The sequence below is a fragment of the Salipiger sp. PrR002 genome (genome assembly GCF_010500775.1).
Taxonomy (GTDB): Bacteria; Pseudomonadota; Alphaproteobacteria; order Rhodobacterales; family Rhodobacteraceae; genus Salipiger.
On sequence record NZ_JAAGOU010000052.1, the window covers coordinates 1 to 16,458 of the forward strand.

General features: G+C 60.6%; 13 protein-coding genes and 1 pseudogene. 5 read left to right on the plus strand and 9 right to left on the minus strand.

Annotation, left to right across the window (positions count from 1 at the left end):
• The 3 genes and pseudogenes from G0A00_RS25145 to G0A00_RS25155 form a co-directional block, all read left to right on the plus strand.
• Window positions 1-389, plus strand: a pseudogene (locus tag G0A00_RS25145) (phosphomannomutase); the annotation flags it as partial.
• Between the two features lie 288 nt (window positions 390-677).
• Window positions 678-842, plus strand: coding sequence for a hypothetical protein (locus G0A00_RS25150; protein WP_164185333.1), 165 nt, complete (start codon window positions 678-680; stop codon window positions 840-842).
• A 118-nt stretch (window positions 843-960) separates the two neighbouring features.
• Complete coding sequence (locus tag G0A00_RS25155; RefSeq protein ID WP_164185332.1) at window positions 961-2,448, plus strand: tyrosine-type recombinase/integrase; 1,488 nt, start codon at window positions 961-963, stop codon at window positions 2,446-2,448.
• A 284-nt stretch (window positions 2,449-2,732) separates the two neighbouring features.
• On the opposite strand, the gene G0A00_RS25160 is transcribed toward G0A00_RS25155, so the two are convergent.
• The 9 genes from G0A00_RS25160 to G0A00_RS25200 all read right to left on the minus strand — a co-directional run bounded on the left by G0A00_RS25160 (window position 2,733) and on the right by G0A00_RS25200 (window position 14,461).
• Window positions 2,733-4,316: a sodium/solute symporter gene (locus G0A00_RS25160; protein WP_235953356.1), complete on the minus strand. Its 1,584-nt coding sequence runs from the start codon at window positions 4,314-4,316 to the stop codon at window positions 2,733-2,735.
• A gap of 132 nt (window positions 4,317-4,448) precedes the next feature.
• Window positions 4,449-4,772 carry a PRC-barrel domain-containing protein gene (locus G0A00_RS25165; RefSeq protein ID WP_164185328.1) on the minus strand — a complete coding sequence of 108 codons (324 nt, stop codon included), beginning with the start codon at window positions 4,770-4,772 and terminating at the stop codon, window positions 4,449-4,451.
• A 447-nt stretch (window positions 4,773-5,219) separates the two neighbouring features.
• The gene (gene fdhD / locus G0A00_RS25170) at window positions 5,220-5,996 is read right to left on the minus strand and encodes a formate dehydrogenase accessory sulfurtransferase FdhD (RefSeq protein WP_164185327.1); all 777 of its coding nucleotides are present in this window, start codon (window positions 5,994-5,996) and stop codon (window positions 5,220-5,222) included.
• Window positions 5,993-8,293 (minus strand): FdhF/YdeP family oxidoreductase, encoded by a 2,301-nt coding sequence (locus G0A00_RS25175; protein WP_164185326.1) that lies wholly within the window; start codon window positions 8,291-8,293, stop codon window positions 5,993-5,995. Before G0A00_RS25175 ends, fdhD begins: the two co-directional genes overlap by 4 nt.
• A gap of 513 nt (window positions 8,294-8,806) precedes the next feature.
• Complete coding sequence (bioB, locus tag G0A00_RS25180) at window positions 8,807-9,811, minus strand: biotin synthase BioB (RefSeq protein WP_164185325.1); 1,005 nt, start codon at window positions 9,809-9,811, stop codon at window positions 8,807-8,809.
• On the minus strand, window positions 9,808-10,365 hold the full coding sequence (locus tag G0A00_RS25185) for a biotin transporter BioY (protein ID WP_164185324.1): 558 nt from the start codon (window positions 10,363-10,365) through the stop codon (window positions 9,808-9,810). Before G0A00_RS25185 ends, bioB begins: the two co-directional genes overlap by 4 nt.
• Window positions 10,366-10,448: 83 nt before the next feature.
• Window positions 10,449-11,111, minus strand: coding sequence for a GntR family transcriptional regulator (locus G0A00_RS25190; protein ID WP_164185334.1), 663 nt, complete (start codon window positions 11,109-11,111; stop codon window positions 10,449-10,451).
• Window positions 11,112-11,714: 603 nt separating this feature from the next.
• The gene (locus G0A00_RS26930) at window positions 11,715-13,892 is read right to left on the minus strand and encodes a histidine kinase dimerization/phosphoacceptor domain -containing protein (protein WP_164214284.1); all 2,178 of its coding nucleotides are present in this window, start codon (window positions 13,890-13,892) and stop codon (window positions 11,715-11,717) included.
• Between the two features lie 413 nt (window positions 13,893-14,305).
• A complete protein-coding gene (locus G0A00_RS25200; protein ID WP_164185387.1) occupies window positions 14,306-14,461 on the minus strand; it encodes an isochorismatase family protein in 156 nt (51 codons plus the stop codon).
• Between the two features lie 380 nt (window positions 14,462-14,841).
• On the opposite strand from G0A00_RS25200, the gene G0A00_RS25205 reads away from it, so the two are divergent.
• Window positions 14,842-15,942, plus strand: a complete 1,101-nt coding sequence (locus tag G0A00_RS25205) for a glycosyltransferase family 4 protein (RefSeq protein ID WP_164185385.1) — start codon at window positions 14,842-14,844, stop codon at window positions 15,940-15,942.
• A gap of 17 nt (window positions 15,943-15,959) precedes the next feature.
• On the plus strand, window positions 15,960-16,458 hold a 499-nt coding region (locus G0A00_RS25210), incomplete at its 3' end, for a glycogen debranching N-terminal domain-containing protein (protein ID WP_203595512.1).

A 16,458-nucleotide genomic window follows, 5' to 3' on the forward strand; every position in this document is an offset into this window, starting at 1 on the left:
CGCGCGATTGCATGCTGCCGCTGATCACGGTGCTGATCGCCGCCGGGGAGGGCACGGTTTCGGAGCGGGTGGCGCAAGAGCCGTCGGTGGTGACCATGGCCGATCGGCTGCAGGAGGTGCCGCAAGAAGCCTCGCAGCCCTTCGTGGCAAAGCTGCGCGAGGACGCGGGCGCGCGGGCGGAGTTCCTGTCGCGGCTCGGCGCCGAGGAGGCGGGCTGCGATCTCACCGACGGTGTGCGCATGACGCTGCCCGATGGCCGCATCGTCCATGTCCGCCCCTCGGGCAACGCGCCGGAATTGCGGCTCTACGTCGAGGCCTCGGACAGGGCCGGAGCCGAGGAGTTGATGGAGCGCGGGCTGGTAGAACTGCGCAGCGCCGTACGAGGATAAAGATGTGGCAGACCCAATTTCACGGCTAAGCATTTTGCTTTGTCATGGGGCTTTCAGGCTTCCTGGGATGGCGCTGATTTGTCTGGCTCAGGTCGTGAACTCACGTCTGACCGCAAAGTCTGATTTTCTACTCCACATAAGTCAGTTCTGGAGATCGGCGAGCTTGGCCTTGAAGACCTTAGGCAGGCATTCGGTAGTCCAGGTATTTGCGGGGCGTCGCATTGATGCGCAGCCTTAACCTTTCATTCAGCATTTCATTTGTATGATGTGCCGAGAGAAAGGAGCGCCATGATGACGAAAACTGTGTCTCTGGGCGACGTAGTGTCGGACTACATTAGCCGGTACGGACTTACCGAAACGGCGAGAAGTTTTTTTCTTGAGCGCGTGGAGGAAAAGGATGTTTCGGAGGGCTCGCAGCGCGCCGAAGAACAGGAGAAGCTCTCGCCAAAGTGACTCAGAAGTCGGCTCCTTTACCGAAATTGGGCGGCAGATTTGTCGTTTTCTGGCGAGACGGTAGTGCCAAGGCTACGTAGGATTCTTTTGGCCGGCAGGTGGCCAAAGGAGGGTCCGCATGACGTTTCCGCCGAACTCGCCCGAGCAGATTCCGTTTATGGCCCGCGACGCGATCAAAGAGTGTCCGTTTGCCGACGAATCGGCCATCACCGACCTGCGGTATCGAGAGACGCCATATTGGCATTCTCTTCTCAAATGTAGGCACCTTGGGATTCATCGGCCGGACGGCCGCACTTGCAACTGGACTGCTCGTATTCTGACCAAGGACAAGCGCTACATTCAGAAATGCTTAGGACCCGCCTTAAACCTTGGGCGCGGGCAGGTTACCTTTGCTCTTGCTGTGGAGCGTGCCTTCGCTTGGTTCGCGCAGTCCGAAGTGCAGAGAATCTCGAATGAACCGAAGCCAACCGGCAGGACCCGAGAAATCAGCATATGCCCCATCGGGGATGTTTACACGGTGGGCCATGCTCTTCGCGACTACACAGACTGGACTCGCTTGGCGCGCTCTCCCGGCGGTCATTACAATAACCTTATCCTTATCAACTACCATTTGGTTCCAAGCTTTGCGCATTTGCCCCTAGAAGACTTTGACGCGACTGACGTTCTCGCTCTCGCCAAACAGGTGATCGAAACGCCGCCGCGTTTTGGCTTCATGCCATACTCATCGCGCGAAGAGGTGCAGGAACTGTCCGTCGATGTGCTGCGCAGACGAAAGAGGACGTTCAACTCGCTGCTCAGCATCTTGCGGATGGCCTGTCGGCACGCGTGGGACAGCAGCCGCATCCAGTCGGAGCGACCTTGGCGCTGCCTCCATCGAATTCCGGTCGCGCATTCTCCGCGAACCATATTTCTGACCCGCGAAGAGTGCCGGAGGTTGCTTGATGCATGTACGCCCGCTCTGAGCAAACTAGTTCTCGCGGCGCTCTACACGGGCTGCCGTGTGGGTGAATTGGGCTCGCTGCGTGTCGAAGATGTCGGCCAGCAGGGCTTCGGGATCAGGATCGGAGCTTTCAAGAGAGGTGCGGCAAGGTTTGTCTTTCTACCTGACGAAGGCATGGCCTTCTTTCTCTCTTGTTGTAAGGGAAAGCAGGACCGCGACCGTGTCTTTAGTTCCGACATGGGGAAGGTCTGGAAGCGTCAACATAGTGGGCTTTTCAGACGGGCAGTTTCGGAAGCGGGCCTTCCCAAGGCTTTTGTCTTTCATGGCCTACGCCACACTTATGCGAGCGATCTGGTCCGAGCCGGAGTTCCTTTGGAGATTGTCGCGAAGCAGCTAGGACACGCGAATACGATCACAGTCAGCAACACCTATGGGCACCTCTCAGAACAATTTCGAGAGGAACAAGTTCGCACGCGCTTCAGCCCCCTGAGCCAAACCCATCGAGCCTTGGCAGTCGAAAAACGCGCTGACCTCGAACAGTTGTGGCATTCTTTCCAGCGGGACGACTGGCGCGAGTACGCGCAGATTGAAAGCAAAGGTTCGCATCCCAAACAGGCATTCGCCCGAGGAAGCCAGGAAGTCATCCAGCTGTTCGACCGCATTTAGGCTGACTGACCAAGCGAACCATTCAATGGCGTCGCCGTGGCAGTAGTCGCAGACACAGCAGGTCAGTAGCACTTCTAGATTGATAGGGGCCTTGCGATGGCGCGCATAGCCTAATCTGAGAACTGCGAGCTCTGGCGTTACTCGCAGTGAGACTGGACGACCGTCGCAGGACCGTTAATGAAATGAATGTCGAATCTTGGGACTGGAGCTGTCTTGGGGCAACGCAGAGAGAGCCTGCCGACTTAGTCAGCGTGCTCCACGATCACGCGCGCCCCCCAAGAGGTCTACCAGAAGGCGAAGAGAATTGCGGCCATCATGGCTAGCAGCACCAGCCCCCACAGGCGTACGTCGAGCAATCCCGATGTCGTGCCATCCGCCTTAGAAAACGCCGCGGCGGGCTTCCAAATGAGCATTTCCTCGGGCGCTTCGCGGGACGGGTAGACAGTTGCCGAGAGGCTAAGATGCAGCAGGCAGGAGGCGATGGTCATCACCCCGGCAGTGACGGTGTAGTGCAGCGGCCAGACACCGGTCTGCCCTAGAGCAAACAGCACCACTCCCAGCGCATGCATGGTGATGAGCGTTGCGAAGGCCGAGCGCTCGCTCACACGGCGGCTGACCGCGCCGAGGAAATAGATCGCCACGATGGGCGGTACGATGATCGAAAAGGCCTGTTGCAGGTAGGACCAGATACCACCTGCGTACTGGATGAGGGGCGCGACGAGCACCGCCATGATCATGAACACCAGTGTGCAGATACTGCCGTACTTGCGGGCCATCGTCGGCTCGACCGATTCTGCGGGCTTGGTGATGAAGTCATGCACCACCAGCGTCGAGGAGCTATTGAGCGTGGAGTCGACCGTGGACATGATCGCCGCGACCAGCCCCGCGAGGACGAGCCCTGTCAGACCGGCCGGTAGGATTTGCGTGATCATCACGGGGAACACCATGTCCTGTTCGGGCAAATCAGGCAACAGAGGCACCGCCATCGCGCCCGGTAGCACCATGATAAAGAGCGGCACGCATTTGAGCAGCCCGCCGAGCAGCGCCCCGCGCTGCGCGTCCTGCAGGCTGCGCGCGCCGAGCACCCTCTGCACGACGTATTGGTTGGTGACCCAATACCAGAAGCCGAGCATCCAGACCCCGAGGAACAGGCCTGGCCAGGGCAGGCTCGGGTCGTCTATCGGCTTAACCAAGTCGAGGTGGCCCTCGGGAAGTGCGTCGCGCACCGCGGTCCAGGAAAAATCGAGCGAGCGGAACATAAGAAAGGCGGTGATTGAGCACCCGACTAGGAGGATGATCGCCTGCAGAACGTCGGTGTATACCACCGCCTTGAGGCCGCCAGAGGCCGCGTAACCGCCGGCGAACATGCCGATTGCGAGGCAACTGGCCCAAAGTGGCACGTCGGGGAAGAACGTAGTCAGCACCACGCCGCCGGCGTAAAGGCCGCCTGCTGTTTCCACGACGACGGTGAAGAAGATGGTCAGTGCAGAGAAATACAGGCGCACGCGACGCGAATAGCGGCAGTCGAGCCACTCGGGTGTCGTAGTGACCTTGGCCTTGAGGTAGAGAGGCGCGAAAATGAAGGCGAGCATAAGCAACGGGATGCCCGACATCCATTCGAAGGCCGAACTGGCTATGCCGGTCGCATAGGCCGAGCCGGTCAGCCCGATGATTGTGGTTGTGGAGATGTTGGAGGCGAACAGCGAAAAGCCGATAGCGCCCCAAGCCAGAGAACGTCCGCCGAGAAAGAGGTCTTCTCCAGTTTTGGTGCGCACCGAGACCCATATGCCGATGACCAGCACCACCAGAAGATAACCGACGATGACCGCAATATCGAGCGCCGTGATGTTGGCCTGTACGGATTCCAATTTAATTCTCCAATATCGAAACAAGCGGGGTGGCGGGGCCATTGCCTAAGCGAGCGCAGGTTCGGGCAGATGGTTCAGGCATGCCGTGTCGGGCGTGAAAAAGCCGCGCGCCAGAAGGCGCGCGGCGGGGCATCAGTCGTCCCAGACTGGCAAACTTTCGAGCTGTCCTTCGGAGAGCTGGGTGGTGAAGTCGCCGTCTTCGTAGGTCATGTCCTCGAGCATAATGACCACGTCTTCGTCGCCGATATCTAAGAACCCACCGACCTCGATTACGGCGGCAACCGGGGTGCCCGACTTGTCGACCAGGATTTCCTCAACCTCGCCGACCTTGTCGCCTTCGGCGGTCATTATGTCCGCATCGTCGATCGAGCTCAGGTTACTGATGTCCATCGTCTGGGCCGCGGCGGCACCGCCGATCATCACGAAGGCAAGGGCATGCAATCCTAGATGGCGCATTGTCATCTCCATAATTTCTAAAGTTGCTACAGCCCAACGCCGCGTGGCTGCCGAGTGTTCCTTTTTTGCAAAAGATTTCTTAGGCTTGTGCGGCCTGTCACTCGTGCCGGGAAAACGAACCGAGTGGTATTGCGATGCGGAGTGCAGAGGCGTGAAGGCCTGCGTGACCCGCTGCCTCGCGATATAGCCAATCCTGATGAGGCCTGCAGGGCGACAAGCGTCAACCTAAACACTAAGTGGTGCCTAGCAGGTAGCGCTCAGACGGACCGAAATGGCCGGATTTTCGCCGCGTTTAGGTTGCGTCTTGCCGTTGGACCTGTCTTTCATCAGGCTCTCCTATCTGGGCCGCCGGGTTGCTGCGCGGTCCTGCCCGTTCGCTGCCCACCCCAGCGTGGCGACACGGTTCCCGAAACGTAAACGTACCATGCATCACCTACGTCGGGGGCATCACCGCCAGTCGACCCTAGCACTTCCAACTAGAAAGGAAGGCTCGCGCGTGCTTCCTCGGGCAACAAGCGTGAGCCCGACCGACTGAGCGATGCGCAGCGCATAGTCGGTGGCGGCGGAGGGCGCGACGAGGGCCGTCGCCCCGATGGCAACGGTTTTCTGGACCATCTCGGCGGAAACCCGCGACGAGATCACTACCGCACCCTGCGCCGGGTCAAGCCCGGCACGGCAAAGAGCCCCGGCGAGCTTGTCCAGCGCGTTGTGCCGCCCCACGTCCTCGCGTGCCAAGGCAATGCCGCGCCCCGGCACCAAAAAGCCCGCGGCGTGGCAGGCGCGGGTGCGGTCATGCCGGGGCTGGTGGTCGCGCAGTTGGTCCGGCGCCTCGGCAAGCTCGGCAGCGTCGAAGCGCGGACCCTCAGGCAGCGTGGGTAGCTCGCGCGCGACCTTGGCGAGGCTGTCGATACCGCACAGCCCGCAGCCCACCGGACCGACCATGGCGCGCTGGCGGCTCATCACCCGGCTCGACGCTTCAGGGGCCAGCCACATGCGCGCTTCCATCCCGTCGGCGTGATGCACGATCTCCAGCTCGCGCAGCTCGTCCGGACGGTGAAGGATGCCTTCGGTCAGGGCGAAGCCGAGCGCGAAATCCTTCAGATCGTCGGGGGTGGCCATCATCACCGCCAGCGTGCTGCCATCGCAGGTCAGCGCCACCGGAGTTTCCTCGATCAGCGGCGACAAGGCAGGGCGCGTGCCGGTCAGGGGCTGGTGCAGGCTCATGCGACGATCCTCACCGGCGTGCCCTTATAAGCGGGGGTCTGCGAGTTCTTCTCGTGATAAGCGAGCGGCACTAGTGGATTAAGCTCGGGGTAATAGCCCGCGATGCAGCCGTCGGGCAGATCGTAGGGCGTGACGGCAAAGCCCTCTACCCGCCGCGTCACCCCATCTTCGATGGCGGTTACAAGCGACACCTTCCGGCCCTCGGTCAGCCCGAGCCGCCGCATCTCGCGGCGATTGATCATGACGATCTCACGTGCGCCACTCAGCCCTCGCAGCCGATCGGAAAAACCGTAGATCGTGGTGTTGAACTGATCGTTTGAGCGCAGGGTGATCAGCGTCATCACCTCCTCGTCCAGAGGGGCCGCGCCGAGCGCCGAAAGCGTGGTCGGGGGCGTGAATTGGGCCTTGCCGCTTTCCGTCTTCCAGACCCGATCGCGCGCCGGATTACCGCGGTAAAAGCCGCCGGGCTGCATCAGCCTTTCGTTGAAATCAGCAAAATCATCCGGGAACGTGCGGGCGATCAGGTCGCGCACCAGATCATAGTTTGCCGTCCAGCCGTCCCAGTCGAGCCGTGGGTCTTCCGGCAGCGTCGCCTTGGCCATGCCAGCGACGATGGCCAGTTCCGAGCGTACGTGTTCCGAGGGGGGTTCGGCGCCGCCAATTGAGCCGTAGATATGCGAGAAGGTATCCTCCATGGACACAGCCTGCGGGCCGGTCACCTGAATGTCACGGTCGGTTCGGCCAAGGCAGGGCAGGATGTAGCTGACCTCTCCGGGCACCAGATGCGAGCGGTTGAGCTTGGTTGACACGTGCACCGTCAGCCGCAGGCTAGGCCAAGCCGCCTCCATGCGCTCGCGGTCGGGTAGGGCCCGGATCAGGTTGCCACCGAGTGAGATCATTGCCTCGACGCTGCCATCCAAAATACCCTCGCAGGCGTGCACTGCGTTAAGCCCCTCGCGGGTGGGGGCCTCGATCCCGAAAAGATCGCGCAGCTTGTCAGCGGGCATATGGGACGATTTCTCACCGATGCCCACGGTGCGCTGGCCCTGCACATTTGAATGGCCGCGCACCGGCGAGATGCCAGCTCCAAGCTTGCCGATATTACCTCGTATCATCAGTAGGTTACACAGCATCCCGAGATTCAGCCAGCCGTTCACATGCTGGGTCATACCCATGCCATAGATGCCGATTGCGTTCCTGGCCGAGAGATAGACCTCCGCCGCCTCGCGGATCATCGCCTCGGTCAGTCCAGAGTGGCGCTCGATCTCGGCCCAATCGGCGGCGCGCACCGCCAGCTGGGTCTCGGCAAAGCCGGTGGTATGCGCCTCGATGAAGTCTTGGTCGAGCACTGTGCCAGGCGCGGCGTCTTCGGCCTCGAGCACGCATTTCATCAGCCCCGCGATCACCGCGATGTCTCCGCCGGGGCGCAGCTGGTAGTATTTCTCCGAGATCTGCGTCGGCTTACCGAGGGTCATCTGCTTGGGGCTTTGCGGGTCAGTGAACTCGATCAGTCCGCGTTCGCGCACCGGGTTGAAGGTGACGATCCGGCAGCCGCGCTCCACGGCCTCTTTCAGCACATGCAGGAAGCGGGGGCTGTTGGTGCCGGTGTTCTGGCCGAAAAAGAAGATCGTGTCGCAATGCTCGAAATCCTCGAGCGTGCAGGTGCCCACGGGCGTACCGATAAAGTTCTGCAGGTTCACGCTCGTGGTCTCGTGGCACATATTCGAGCTTTGCGGGAGGTTCTGATGCCCCATGGCGCGCGCGAAAAGGGCGTAAAGATAAGAGGCCTCCAGTCCCGCGTGACCCGACGCATAGAACACCGCCTTTTCCGGGGGCATACCGCGCAGCTCACGGCCGATCTCGGTAAAGGCCTCGCCCCAGCTGACCGGAACATACTTATCGAGCGCGGGTTCATAGCGCAGCGGCTCGGTGAGCCGCCCGGATTTCTCGAGATCGTGGTCGTGCCAGCCGCGCAGATCCTCGACGCTGTGTTGCGCAAAGAACTCAGCCCCCGCGCGGTTGCGATCAAGCTCCCAGAGCGTAGCCTTCGCGCCATTTTCGCAGAACTCGAATGTGTTGGGTTTGGTGGGCTTGGCCCACGCGCAGGACGAGCACATGACCCCGCCGGGCTTGTTGAGTTTGGCAAGAACTTTGGTCGCCACAGTCGGCAGCCCGGTCTCGCCAGCGATGCGCGCCACGCCCCGGAGCGAGCCCCATCCGCCCGCCGGATGTTTGTCGAAGGGCGTGTCCGGATCCTGCGTTTCGGCGCGGTGATCGTCGGCTGGAAGCCTGTCCATGAAATCGCTCCTGCGGGTGCTGGGGTTTCCGGTCCAACGGGCACTTGGCGGCGATGGTTCCGCCGGTGCCAAGGCTGTGAAGCCTGCGCACAACGGTAGAAGCCTTCAGAAAGGCAATGGCGAAACTGAGAAAGCGGAGCTTGTTGCAACTACCCTTGAGCTCTCAACATTCGGCCGCCTCGCGCAGCCCAATCTGCGTTGGGTACGGAGCCGCATCCCAGATGGCGCTATCAGGCCGTCATCGTGAAGCAGCCGTGAAATTGCAGCTTCTGGCGGTCCAGCGTTGGGGAACTGTGCATGCCTCCTGAACACTCTCGGCGCAAATGAACTACTGAAACAGGGCACGAAGTTCGTCCGCGAAAGTGCAGACAGAATAAATATCTTAAACTGCAAAATGATTTGGGACGTAGGGCAGGGCCGAGCACTGCTTCGGCGTATGGTGAGGGGCTGCTGTAGTAGTTTCGAGGCCGGCGGCGATTAGTGTTGGCGGGCCTTGAGGGCCCGACAAGTTCCTCATACAGGTTGTGACGAAAGTGCAGTGTCACCAGTTTCACTTGGCGAGCTTTTCGGCACGATTTTTGCAGTGCGCATGCCGAGACGCGCGAACAGCGCGGCGTCCTGGCTAGCGGATGGATTTTCGGTGGTTAGCAATTGCTCCCCCACGAAGATCGAGTTTGCGCCCGCTAAAAAGCACAGCGCTTGCAACTCATCGCTCATCCCGGTGCGCCCGGCCGAGAGCCGCACAACCGAGGCTGGCATCAGGATGCGCGCCAGAGCCACAGCGCGGACCAGGGCGAAGGGATCAATTGTCTCGGCGCGCTCTTGGACCGGCACGCCGTCGACGGCATTCCACAGGTTCACCGGAACGCTCTGAGGGTGCTCGGGCAGTGTGGCGAGCGTGACCAGCATAGCAATCCTATCCTCTTCCGCCTCGCCCATCCCGAGGATGCCACCGCAGCAGACCCGGATCCCGCCCTTGCGGACATGAGCCAAGGTCTCAAGCCGGTCGTCCATTGTGCGAGTCGTGGCGATCTGCGCGTAGTAGTTTGGCGAAGTGTCGATGTTGTGGTTGTAGAAATCGAGCCCGGCTTCCTTCAGCCGCGTTACCTGATCCGGGTTTAGCATACCCAGCGTCATGCAGGTCTCGAGTCCCAGCTCGGCCACCTCCTGAACCATCTCGTAAAGATGATCCATATCACGGTCCTTGGGGCTTCGCCATGCCGCCCCCATGCAGAAGCGCTGCGCCCCGGCGTCCTTGGCCCGCTGTGCGGCGGCAAGAACAGCCTCTTTGCCCATCAGTTTACTTGCCTTCACGCCAGTGTCGTAGTGCGCCGACTGCGCGCAGTAGCCGCAATCCTCCGGGCAGCCGCCGGTCTTGATCGACAAAAGGCTGGCGGTCTCGATCTCGGTGGGGTCGAAATGGGCACGGTGCGCGGCCTGCGCCTGAGCTATTATCTCGGGTAAGGGGAGGGCATGGATCGCACGCGCCTCTGCCATGGTCCAATCCGTGCGGATCATGCTGGGCGTCCTTTCAGGCGGGACGCGCGTGAAATCAGCGTCGCGGCCAGCGCGATCTTCAAGACATCACCCAGCAGGAACGGTGTGAGGCCGGCTGTGAGCAGTTTTGGGGCCGGGATGAAGAGCGCGAGCCAGGCGAGGCCAACGGCATAGACGAGGGCAAGGCCTGCGATCATCGCCGAGGCCGTGCCGAGCCAGCCACGGCCCCGTGCTAGTGTGCCGATGAGCGGCGTCGCAAGCAGGAATCCGGCAAGGTAACCTCCGGTGGGGCCCGCCATGTAGGCGAGACCGATGCCACGCTCCGGTGTGCCCGAAAAAACCGGCAGCCCTAGCGAGCCCGCACCGAGATAAGCAGTCATGGCAGCAAGGCCGAGCCGCGGCCCCAGCCCTGCCGCGACGAGGCAGATCGCCAACGTGTGCAGGGTCATCGGAACCGGCCAGAATGGGACCTGGACCTTGGCCCCAATCGTGATCAGCGCGGCGCCGGCAAGGGCAAACGCGAGGCTGCGCCAGAGAGGTAGTCCATGCGCGTGCGCGGGTGTCAGGGATGTCATCGAAAGGCTCTCCTCGGGTGGTTAGATGATGATCATCAAACTCGAGCAAAGAGCGGTTTCGAAACAACTCAGATTATAGATAATTACCCAGAAATATCGTATGTGTCGGTAATAATGGAATTTTTTCTCGCCGTCTTGCGCTTGCCGATCCAGCCGACGTGCCGCGCTAGGACGGCGCAGGCCAAGTCGACCTGCCCCTTTCGCAGCGCCTCGAGGATGGCCCGATGGTCATGATCGGTGCGCGCCTCCCAGTCCCGTCGCCAAGCGGCGAAGAGGAAACGTGCGCTGGCGGCATGCAGGTCATCGATGCTGCGCAGCAGACGCGGCATCTGACAGGGCGACAGGATGAGTCTGTGGAAATGCCGGTTCGCGGCCTCCCAGTCTCGGACGTTGCAGGCGCGGTCGCCCTGCCGCGTGACCGCATCAGCCTCGGCAAGGATCGCGCGAGTCATTTTGGGCGCGGCATTGCGCAGCGCCAACACTTCGAGACTGGCCCGCATCTCCGCCACCTCTCGCAGCTCGGCAACATCGAAATCTGTTACGCGGTATCCCCGGCGCAGCTCGCCCTCGGCAAGCCCCTGCGCCTCCAGTGCACGGAAGGCCTCTCGGACGGGTACATGGCTGGCCTGGAATTCGACGGCGATATGGTCTTGCCGAAGCCGGGCGCCGGGCGGAATGGCCCCCGAGATGATCCGATCCGCGAGCACCCGCGCAATGCGCGCGGACTGGGTTTCTTTACGTGTCATGGCAGACCCATAGCGCGGCGGCAAAAGCTGCGCCATGCGCGCATATCACCGGCGGATGGAGAAACCGCTCCACCGCCTTTTGCCAGAATGTCCGATTGAAGGGTTGGGAATGGAGCTCCCCAGACTTCGGCTTCAACCTATTGGCGCTTATGCGATTCCAGTGCGGGGGAAGGGCGGTTGCGAAGAGCTTCATTCGGCCGGTCCAGAAATCTGGTCGCGCACTGGTTTAGAGCGGGCTCCGGTCGCATGCGGTGTTCGGTTCGGGCAGCAGCGCGCAGGAAGCGGACCTGGCTCCGCTGAGTTCGTTTTTCGAAACCTGCCGTTCAGACGGAGCGCAGCGACCGGCCCCTCCGAGCCCAACTGACTGCGATCGAGCCGGAGCTTCGCTGCGGATGCATTCGTCCGCTCCCAGCCCTTTTTTGCCGTTCGCCCCAAGACGCCTTGTCCAACGAAGCGGACCTTCACGCCATGAGCATGGAGGGATCACTCAGCGGACGAAGCCGACCTTCGACGAACGGCAGCTTTCGGTGCGCGGCAGAAACGGTGGTTTTTGAACACGGGCTGCCGCCCTATGCGGCTCGCAGTGCTGAGCTGGGAGCTTCGTCACTCATCTGCCAACGTTTTGTCCAGCCCGATCGCCCCTGTCGCGGCTAAGATAGTCGTACTCAGCCCTGGCTTGTTGTCCTTCTCCGAAATGGTGGCCTCTATTCGTTGAACCATGGCCTTCATGATCGCCGTGCCAAAACCCCCACCACGCACACTTCCGTCTTTTCCGATGCCGCGATCATCGACGGTCAGCTTAAATCCGTCACCCGCAGGGCGCAGCGTGATTTTCACCGGGCCGGGTGATCCGCCATAAGCATATTTCTGAACATTCGTCACAAGCTCGTTGAGGATCAGTCCGACCCCGACCGCTGTCCCCGATGAGACATCCACCGGGAACAGATCGAATGAGAAATCATCGATCCAGTTTGAGTCACCCGTCTGCATCATGTCCTCTACCAGCTCCTGAAGGTAGCGCGCGAGATCGACGCGCTGCGCACTATCCGGTTGATGGAGCCGACGGTGAACCAGGCCGATTGCGTTAATCCTGCGCTGCGCCTCCGAGATAACTTCGGCCGCAGGGCGGTCGTCCGAGGATCGTAGCTGCATACGCAGGAAAGCACCAACGAGAGCCAGCGAATTCTGAATCCGGTGATTGGCTTCGAGGAGCACGTCGTCCTTCTGCTGAAGCAGGATTTGGTTGTCCCGGAGCGCCAGTGTAAGATCGCTGTTCAAAGCTCGTGTCCGCAAGTGTTGGTGTGCTTCGCCGACCGACTTGGATATCCGCGTTGCAGTCTCGATCTGCCCCCTGGTCCACGGATGAGAGCGGCCCCGGACAGTTTCGGTCCATGCATCGAACGACCCTCTGGGTGTGAGTGCTGAGCTAGGACCGGTGGCGTCTGACTTGTGCGGGTTACCCGCCCATTCGACCCGCTGAAGCTGCTCAGCCCTTAGCCAAAGAAAGTGCATCGGCTTATCGATGTCGATACGGGCATAGACGATGCCGCTGGCGATACTCCGGTGCTCCTCGAACTCCGGCAGAAGTTCAGGCAGGCGATCAGTATGCACCGTGCTTAGCGGGGATGACTCGCTCGCCCAATAGATCAGCCGAGAAATCTTGTGGGCAGGAGGAGTATGGCCGTCCGTGAATATATCCTTGTCGCCATGCACAACGATCAAGCCGTCCGCATTGAGCGCCTTTCGCAGCATGCTGCCGGACCTTGAAAGCAGCGAGGCAAGATCTTGGGAGGACCCGAGGTCTCTCAGAATGCTTTCCTGCGCGTTTCGTTGTCCAAGGCGCTCTCGGTAGGATTGGGTATCTTCCATGGCAGATACCTGTCGCGAAAAGCTTCCGGCAAGATTGCGAGCTGCCAAGCGAGTTCCGAGAGGGATGGGCTTGGCTTCTAGATCATGACAGGCCACCAGCCCCCAGAGCTCGCCGTCCTTTACGATGGAGACCGATGCTGATGCCCGCACTTTCATGTTTGCGAGATACGTAAGGTGAACAGGCGACACGCTTCTCAACGCACAATCCGAAAGGTCTATCTCACCTAGTCCCGGGGCGCCCCCGCGGATTGCTGCCGGGGAATAGAGCGCGTCCGGTATGACGCGAACGCGGTTCCTAACGTAAAGCTCTCTCGCTTGGCGTGGAATATCGGAGGCCGGAAAACGATGGTTCAGGAAGGAATGCAGGTCTGCGTCTTTCGCCTCTGCGATAACTGTACCTGTTCCATCCTCGAGGAACTGATAGATCATGACGCGATCGTACCCCGTAAGGCGCCGAAACTCACGGGCGGCTCTATCGGCGAGCGCTGTAAGCTCTTGCTCTCCTTCGAAAACGGTTTCAGCCCGCTCCAACTCAGCCAGAACTGTATGAGCCGGCACAATCTCTTGGTCCTGCGGCTCAAGTTCAACGAGAAGCCAGTTTCCCGAGCGGTGCATTGATGCCAGAAATATCTCGTGACGCCCCTCAACCGGCCCTAGCACGACAGGCGTGCCGGCGCGGTTGGCGTCCATCTCAGCTATCGGAGGCAAAGGTCTGGAAAGGAGGTTTGCCAAGTCACTGCCGAGCCAACTATCCGCAAGTCGTCCCTCTAGGTCGCCCGCACCCCCACAGACCCTCCCGGATTGGCTGTCGGCAATTAACATGAGCCCATGAGGCTGGATCGAGCCAGGAATATGGATCGGTTCTTCATCACAGCTGGAGGTCTGGATCTTATTGAGTTGATGGCTTCGCACTGGCTTCTCCCAGCGGCGTATCGGGGCGCGAGGATCGCTCCCCCCCGCAGAACAGACTTGATAGGTCCCGCCGCGTAAGTCGGACCTGTCCCAGTTTGGCCAAAAAGAGTCAAACCAAGTTATCTATTTAGCGTTGCTATACTTGGCGCCGAAGTTTGTTCTGCGCTGAACCTGCGCCACACTGCTCGCAGCTGCGCCAAAAATGGTCGTTCGCTGCACGCTGACGAACCGGCAACATGGGCTCGGAGAGGCCGATCGCTGCGCTCCGCGTGAACGGCAGTTTTCGGGAAATGAACTCTACGGAGCTTGGTCCGCTACCTGCGCACAGCCGCCGGTGTCAGGCACCGCGAGGGGCCAGCAGCTGGCTTAGCGCGCACACCAAGAGCGGGCGCTAAGAACATGTGATTATCGGCTCAAGCGAGAATGACGCCAGCGTCCTTCATTGCCTTCACCTGGGCAGCAACGCCAGCCGGATCGATGCCGCGGCAGGCGTCCGCAATGAGCGTGAACTTGAACCCCAGCGCGGCGGCATCGAGGGCCGAAAAGGCAACGCAGAAGTCAGTCGCCAGTCCGCCATCACCACGTGCTCAATGCCGCGATCGCGCAGGTAGGGAAGTTTTCGCAACGGAGTTTAGAATCTGCCTCAGCAGTTGCCTGCTTCGCATATTATTATTTGCGCGTCGTAGGGGTTGAAACTCCAAAGTCGATTTCTAACTGAACTTTTTGCAGGGGTTCCCTGCTATCTGACATCGCTGTTTTGCGCAGGAGGTTTTGCCGGGCAAGGCCATCTCGCGTTCCGGCACCATGGTCCGGCGGATGGCAGTGATCTTGTATCACGACTGTCCGAATTCGAGATGCCACATCCGGCGGTCATGCCCAGGCGGGGTGATCGTAGACGACCTTCTCGCGTCCATTGTTGAGGCTTCGCTCAGAAGAGGAGGTTTTGCCGATGAAGATCGCACAGATCGCACCGCTAGAAGAAAGTTGCCCGCCGCGTCTCTATGGGGGAACAGAAAGGATCGTCTCCTATCTCACCGAGGAACTGGTCAGGCAGGGCCATGAAGTCACGCTGTTCGCCAGCGGCGACAGCCGGACCAAGGCCCACCTGGTCCCGTGCAGCAAGGAAGCGCTCCGGCTCGATCCGAACGTGAAGAACTCGCTGCCGTGGCATGTCGCCATGCTGGAGGAAGTCCGCTTGCGGGCCGATGAATTCGACGTGCTGCATTTTCACATCGACTTCCTGCACTATCCTATGGCGCGGGCATTTGCCGACCGTATGGTGACGACCATGCATGGGAGGCTCGATGGCCCCGATCTCCGGCCCTTCTACGCGACGTTCCCAAACTATCCGCTCGTTTCTATCTCGGACGACCAGCGCCGTCCGCTGCCCTTCGTGAACTGGGCAGGGACCGTCTATCACGGACTTCCCAAGACTCTGCTGCCCTTCACCAAATCTCCGAAGGGGGACTATCTTGCCTTTCTTGGGCGGATTTCGCCGGAGAAACGGCCGGACCGCGCCATCGAGATAGCGGTGCGAGCGGGGTTGCCACTGAAAATTGCTGCTAAGATCGGCGAAGCGGATCGCAAGTATTGGGACGAGATCATAGCACCGATGGTCGATGTCCATGACAATGTCGAGTTCATTGGGGAAATTAACGAAGAACAAAAAGCAGATTTTCTCGGGAACGCGCGGGCGCTGTTGTTCCCTGTCGACTGGCCTGAACCTTTCGGTCTCGTGATGATCGAAGCTATGGCTTGCGGCACGCCGGTGATCGCATGGGCGAATGGCTCCGTGCCGGAGATCGTAGAGCCTGGGCTGACTGGCTATGTAGTGAATTCTCTGGAAGATGCCGCCGCAGCTGTGGGGAAACTGAACCGAATCAGCAGACGAATCGTGCGCGAGACGTTCGAAGAACGCTTCACTGCGGACCGCATGGCGCGCGACTATGTCGAAATCTATCGTGGGTTGCCGGGCGTCGAGGCTGTTACGATGCCGCTCCCGCATATGCTCGGGGGCCAAGGGGCTCAGGTCCTGCATGCAGCGGAATGAGAACAAAGGAGAATAAGATGACCGAGGCGCTGCAACAAACGGGCTTGCGTGCGTCGCAACTGGTCGCGCCGCCGGCGCAATTCTTCATCCCGGCGGCAGCCTCCTTGCAGGAACGGCGGCCACGAACCCTGAAGCACGGCGATACCTTCGCCGTGTTCGATCACAATGGCGATGTGCTCTCGGGGCCGGGCAGCCCCGAGGGCCTGTTCCATCACGACACCAGGTATCTCTCGCATTACTATCTGACCATCGGGGGAGAGCGGCCCATTCTGCTCTCGTCCACATTGCGCGACGATAACGCCACGCTGACCTGCGATCTGACGAATCCCGATCTTAATGACGAAACCGGTCGCTGTCTGATTGCGCATGATCGCATCCACATGCGCCGGACGCGGTTTCTCTGGCAGGGCACGTGTTATGAGCGGCTGGCGGTACGCAATTTCGACGAGACCCCACATGAGATGGTTCTGTCGCAAACTTTAGCAGGGAGTGCAGAACAGCCTGTCAGCGGACACA

Bases quoted from the DNA above. Each gene is read 5' to 3' on its own strand.
- G0A00_RS25185 (WP_164185324.1), bottom strand. From the start codon at position 10,365: ATGACATCCCTGACACCCGCGCACGCGCATGGACTACCTCTCTGGCGC.
- G0A00_RS25190 (WP_164185334.1), bottom strand. From the start codon at position 11,111: ATGACACGTAAAGAAACCCAGTCCGCGCGCATTGCGCGGGTGCTCGCG.
- G0A00_RS25150 (WP_164185333.1), top strand. From the start codon at position 678: ATGATGACGAAAACTGTGTCTCTGGGCGACGTAGTGTCGGACTACATT.
- bioB (WP_164185325.1), bottom strand. From the start codon at position 9,811: ATGATCCGCACGGATTGGACCATGGCAGAGGCGCGTGCGATCCATGCC.
- G0A00_RS25205 (WP_164185385.1), top strand. From the start codon at position 14,842: ATGAAGATCGCACAGATCGCACCGCTAGAAGAAAGTTGCCCGCCGCGT.
- G0A00_RS25165 (WP_164185328.1), bottom strand. From the start codon at position 4,772: ATGCGCCATCTAGGATTGCATGCCCTTGCCTTCGTGATGATCGGCGGT.
- G0A00_RS25175 (WP_164185326.1), bottom strand. From the start codon at position 8,293: ATGGACAGGCTTCCAGCCGACGATCACCGCGCCGAAACGCAGGATCCG.
- G0A00_RS25155 (WP_164185332.1), top strand. From the start codon at position 961: ATGACGTTTCCGCCGAACTCGCCCGAGCAGATTCCGTTTATGGCCCGC.
- fdhD (WP_164185327.1), bottom strand. From the start codon at position 5,996: ATGAGCCTGCACCAGCCCCTGACCGGCACGCGCCCTGCCTTGTCGCCG.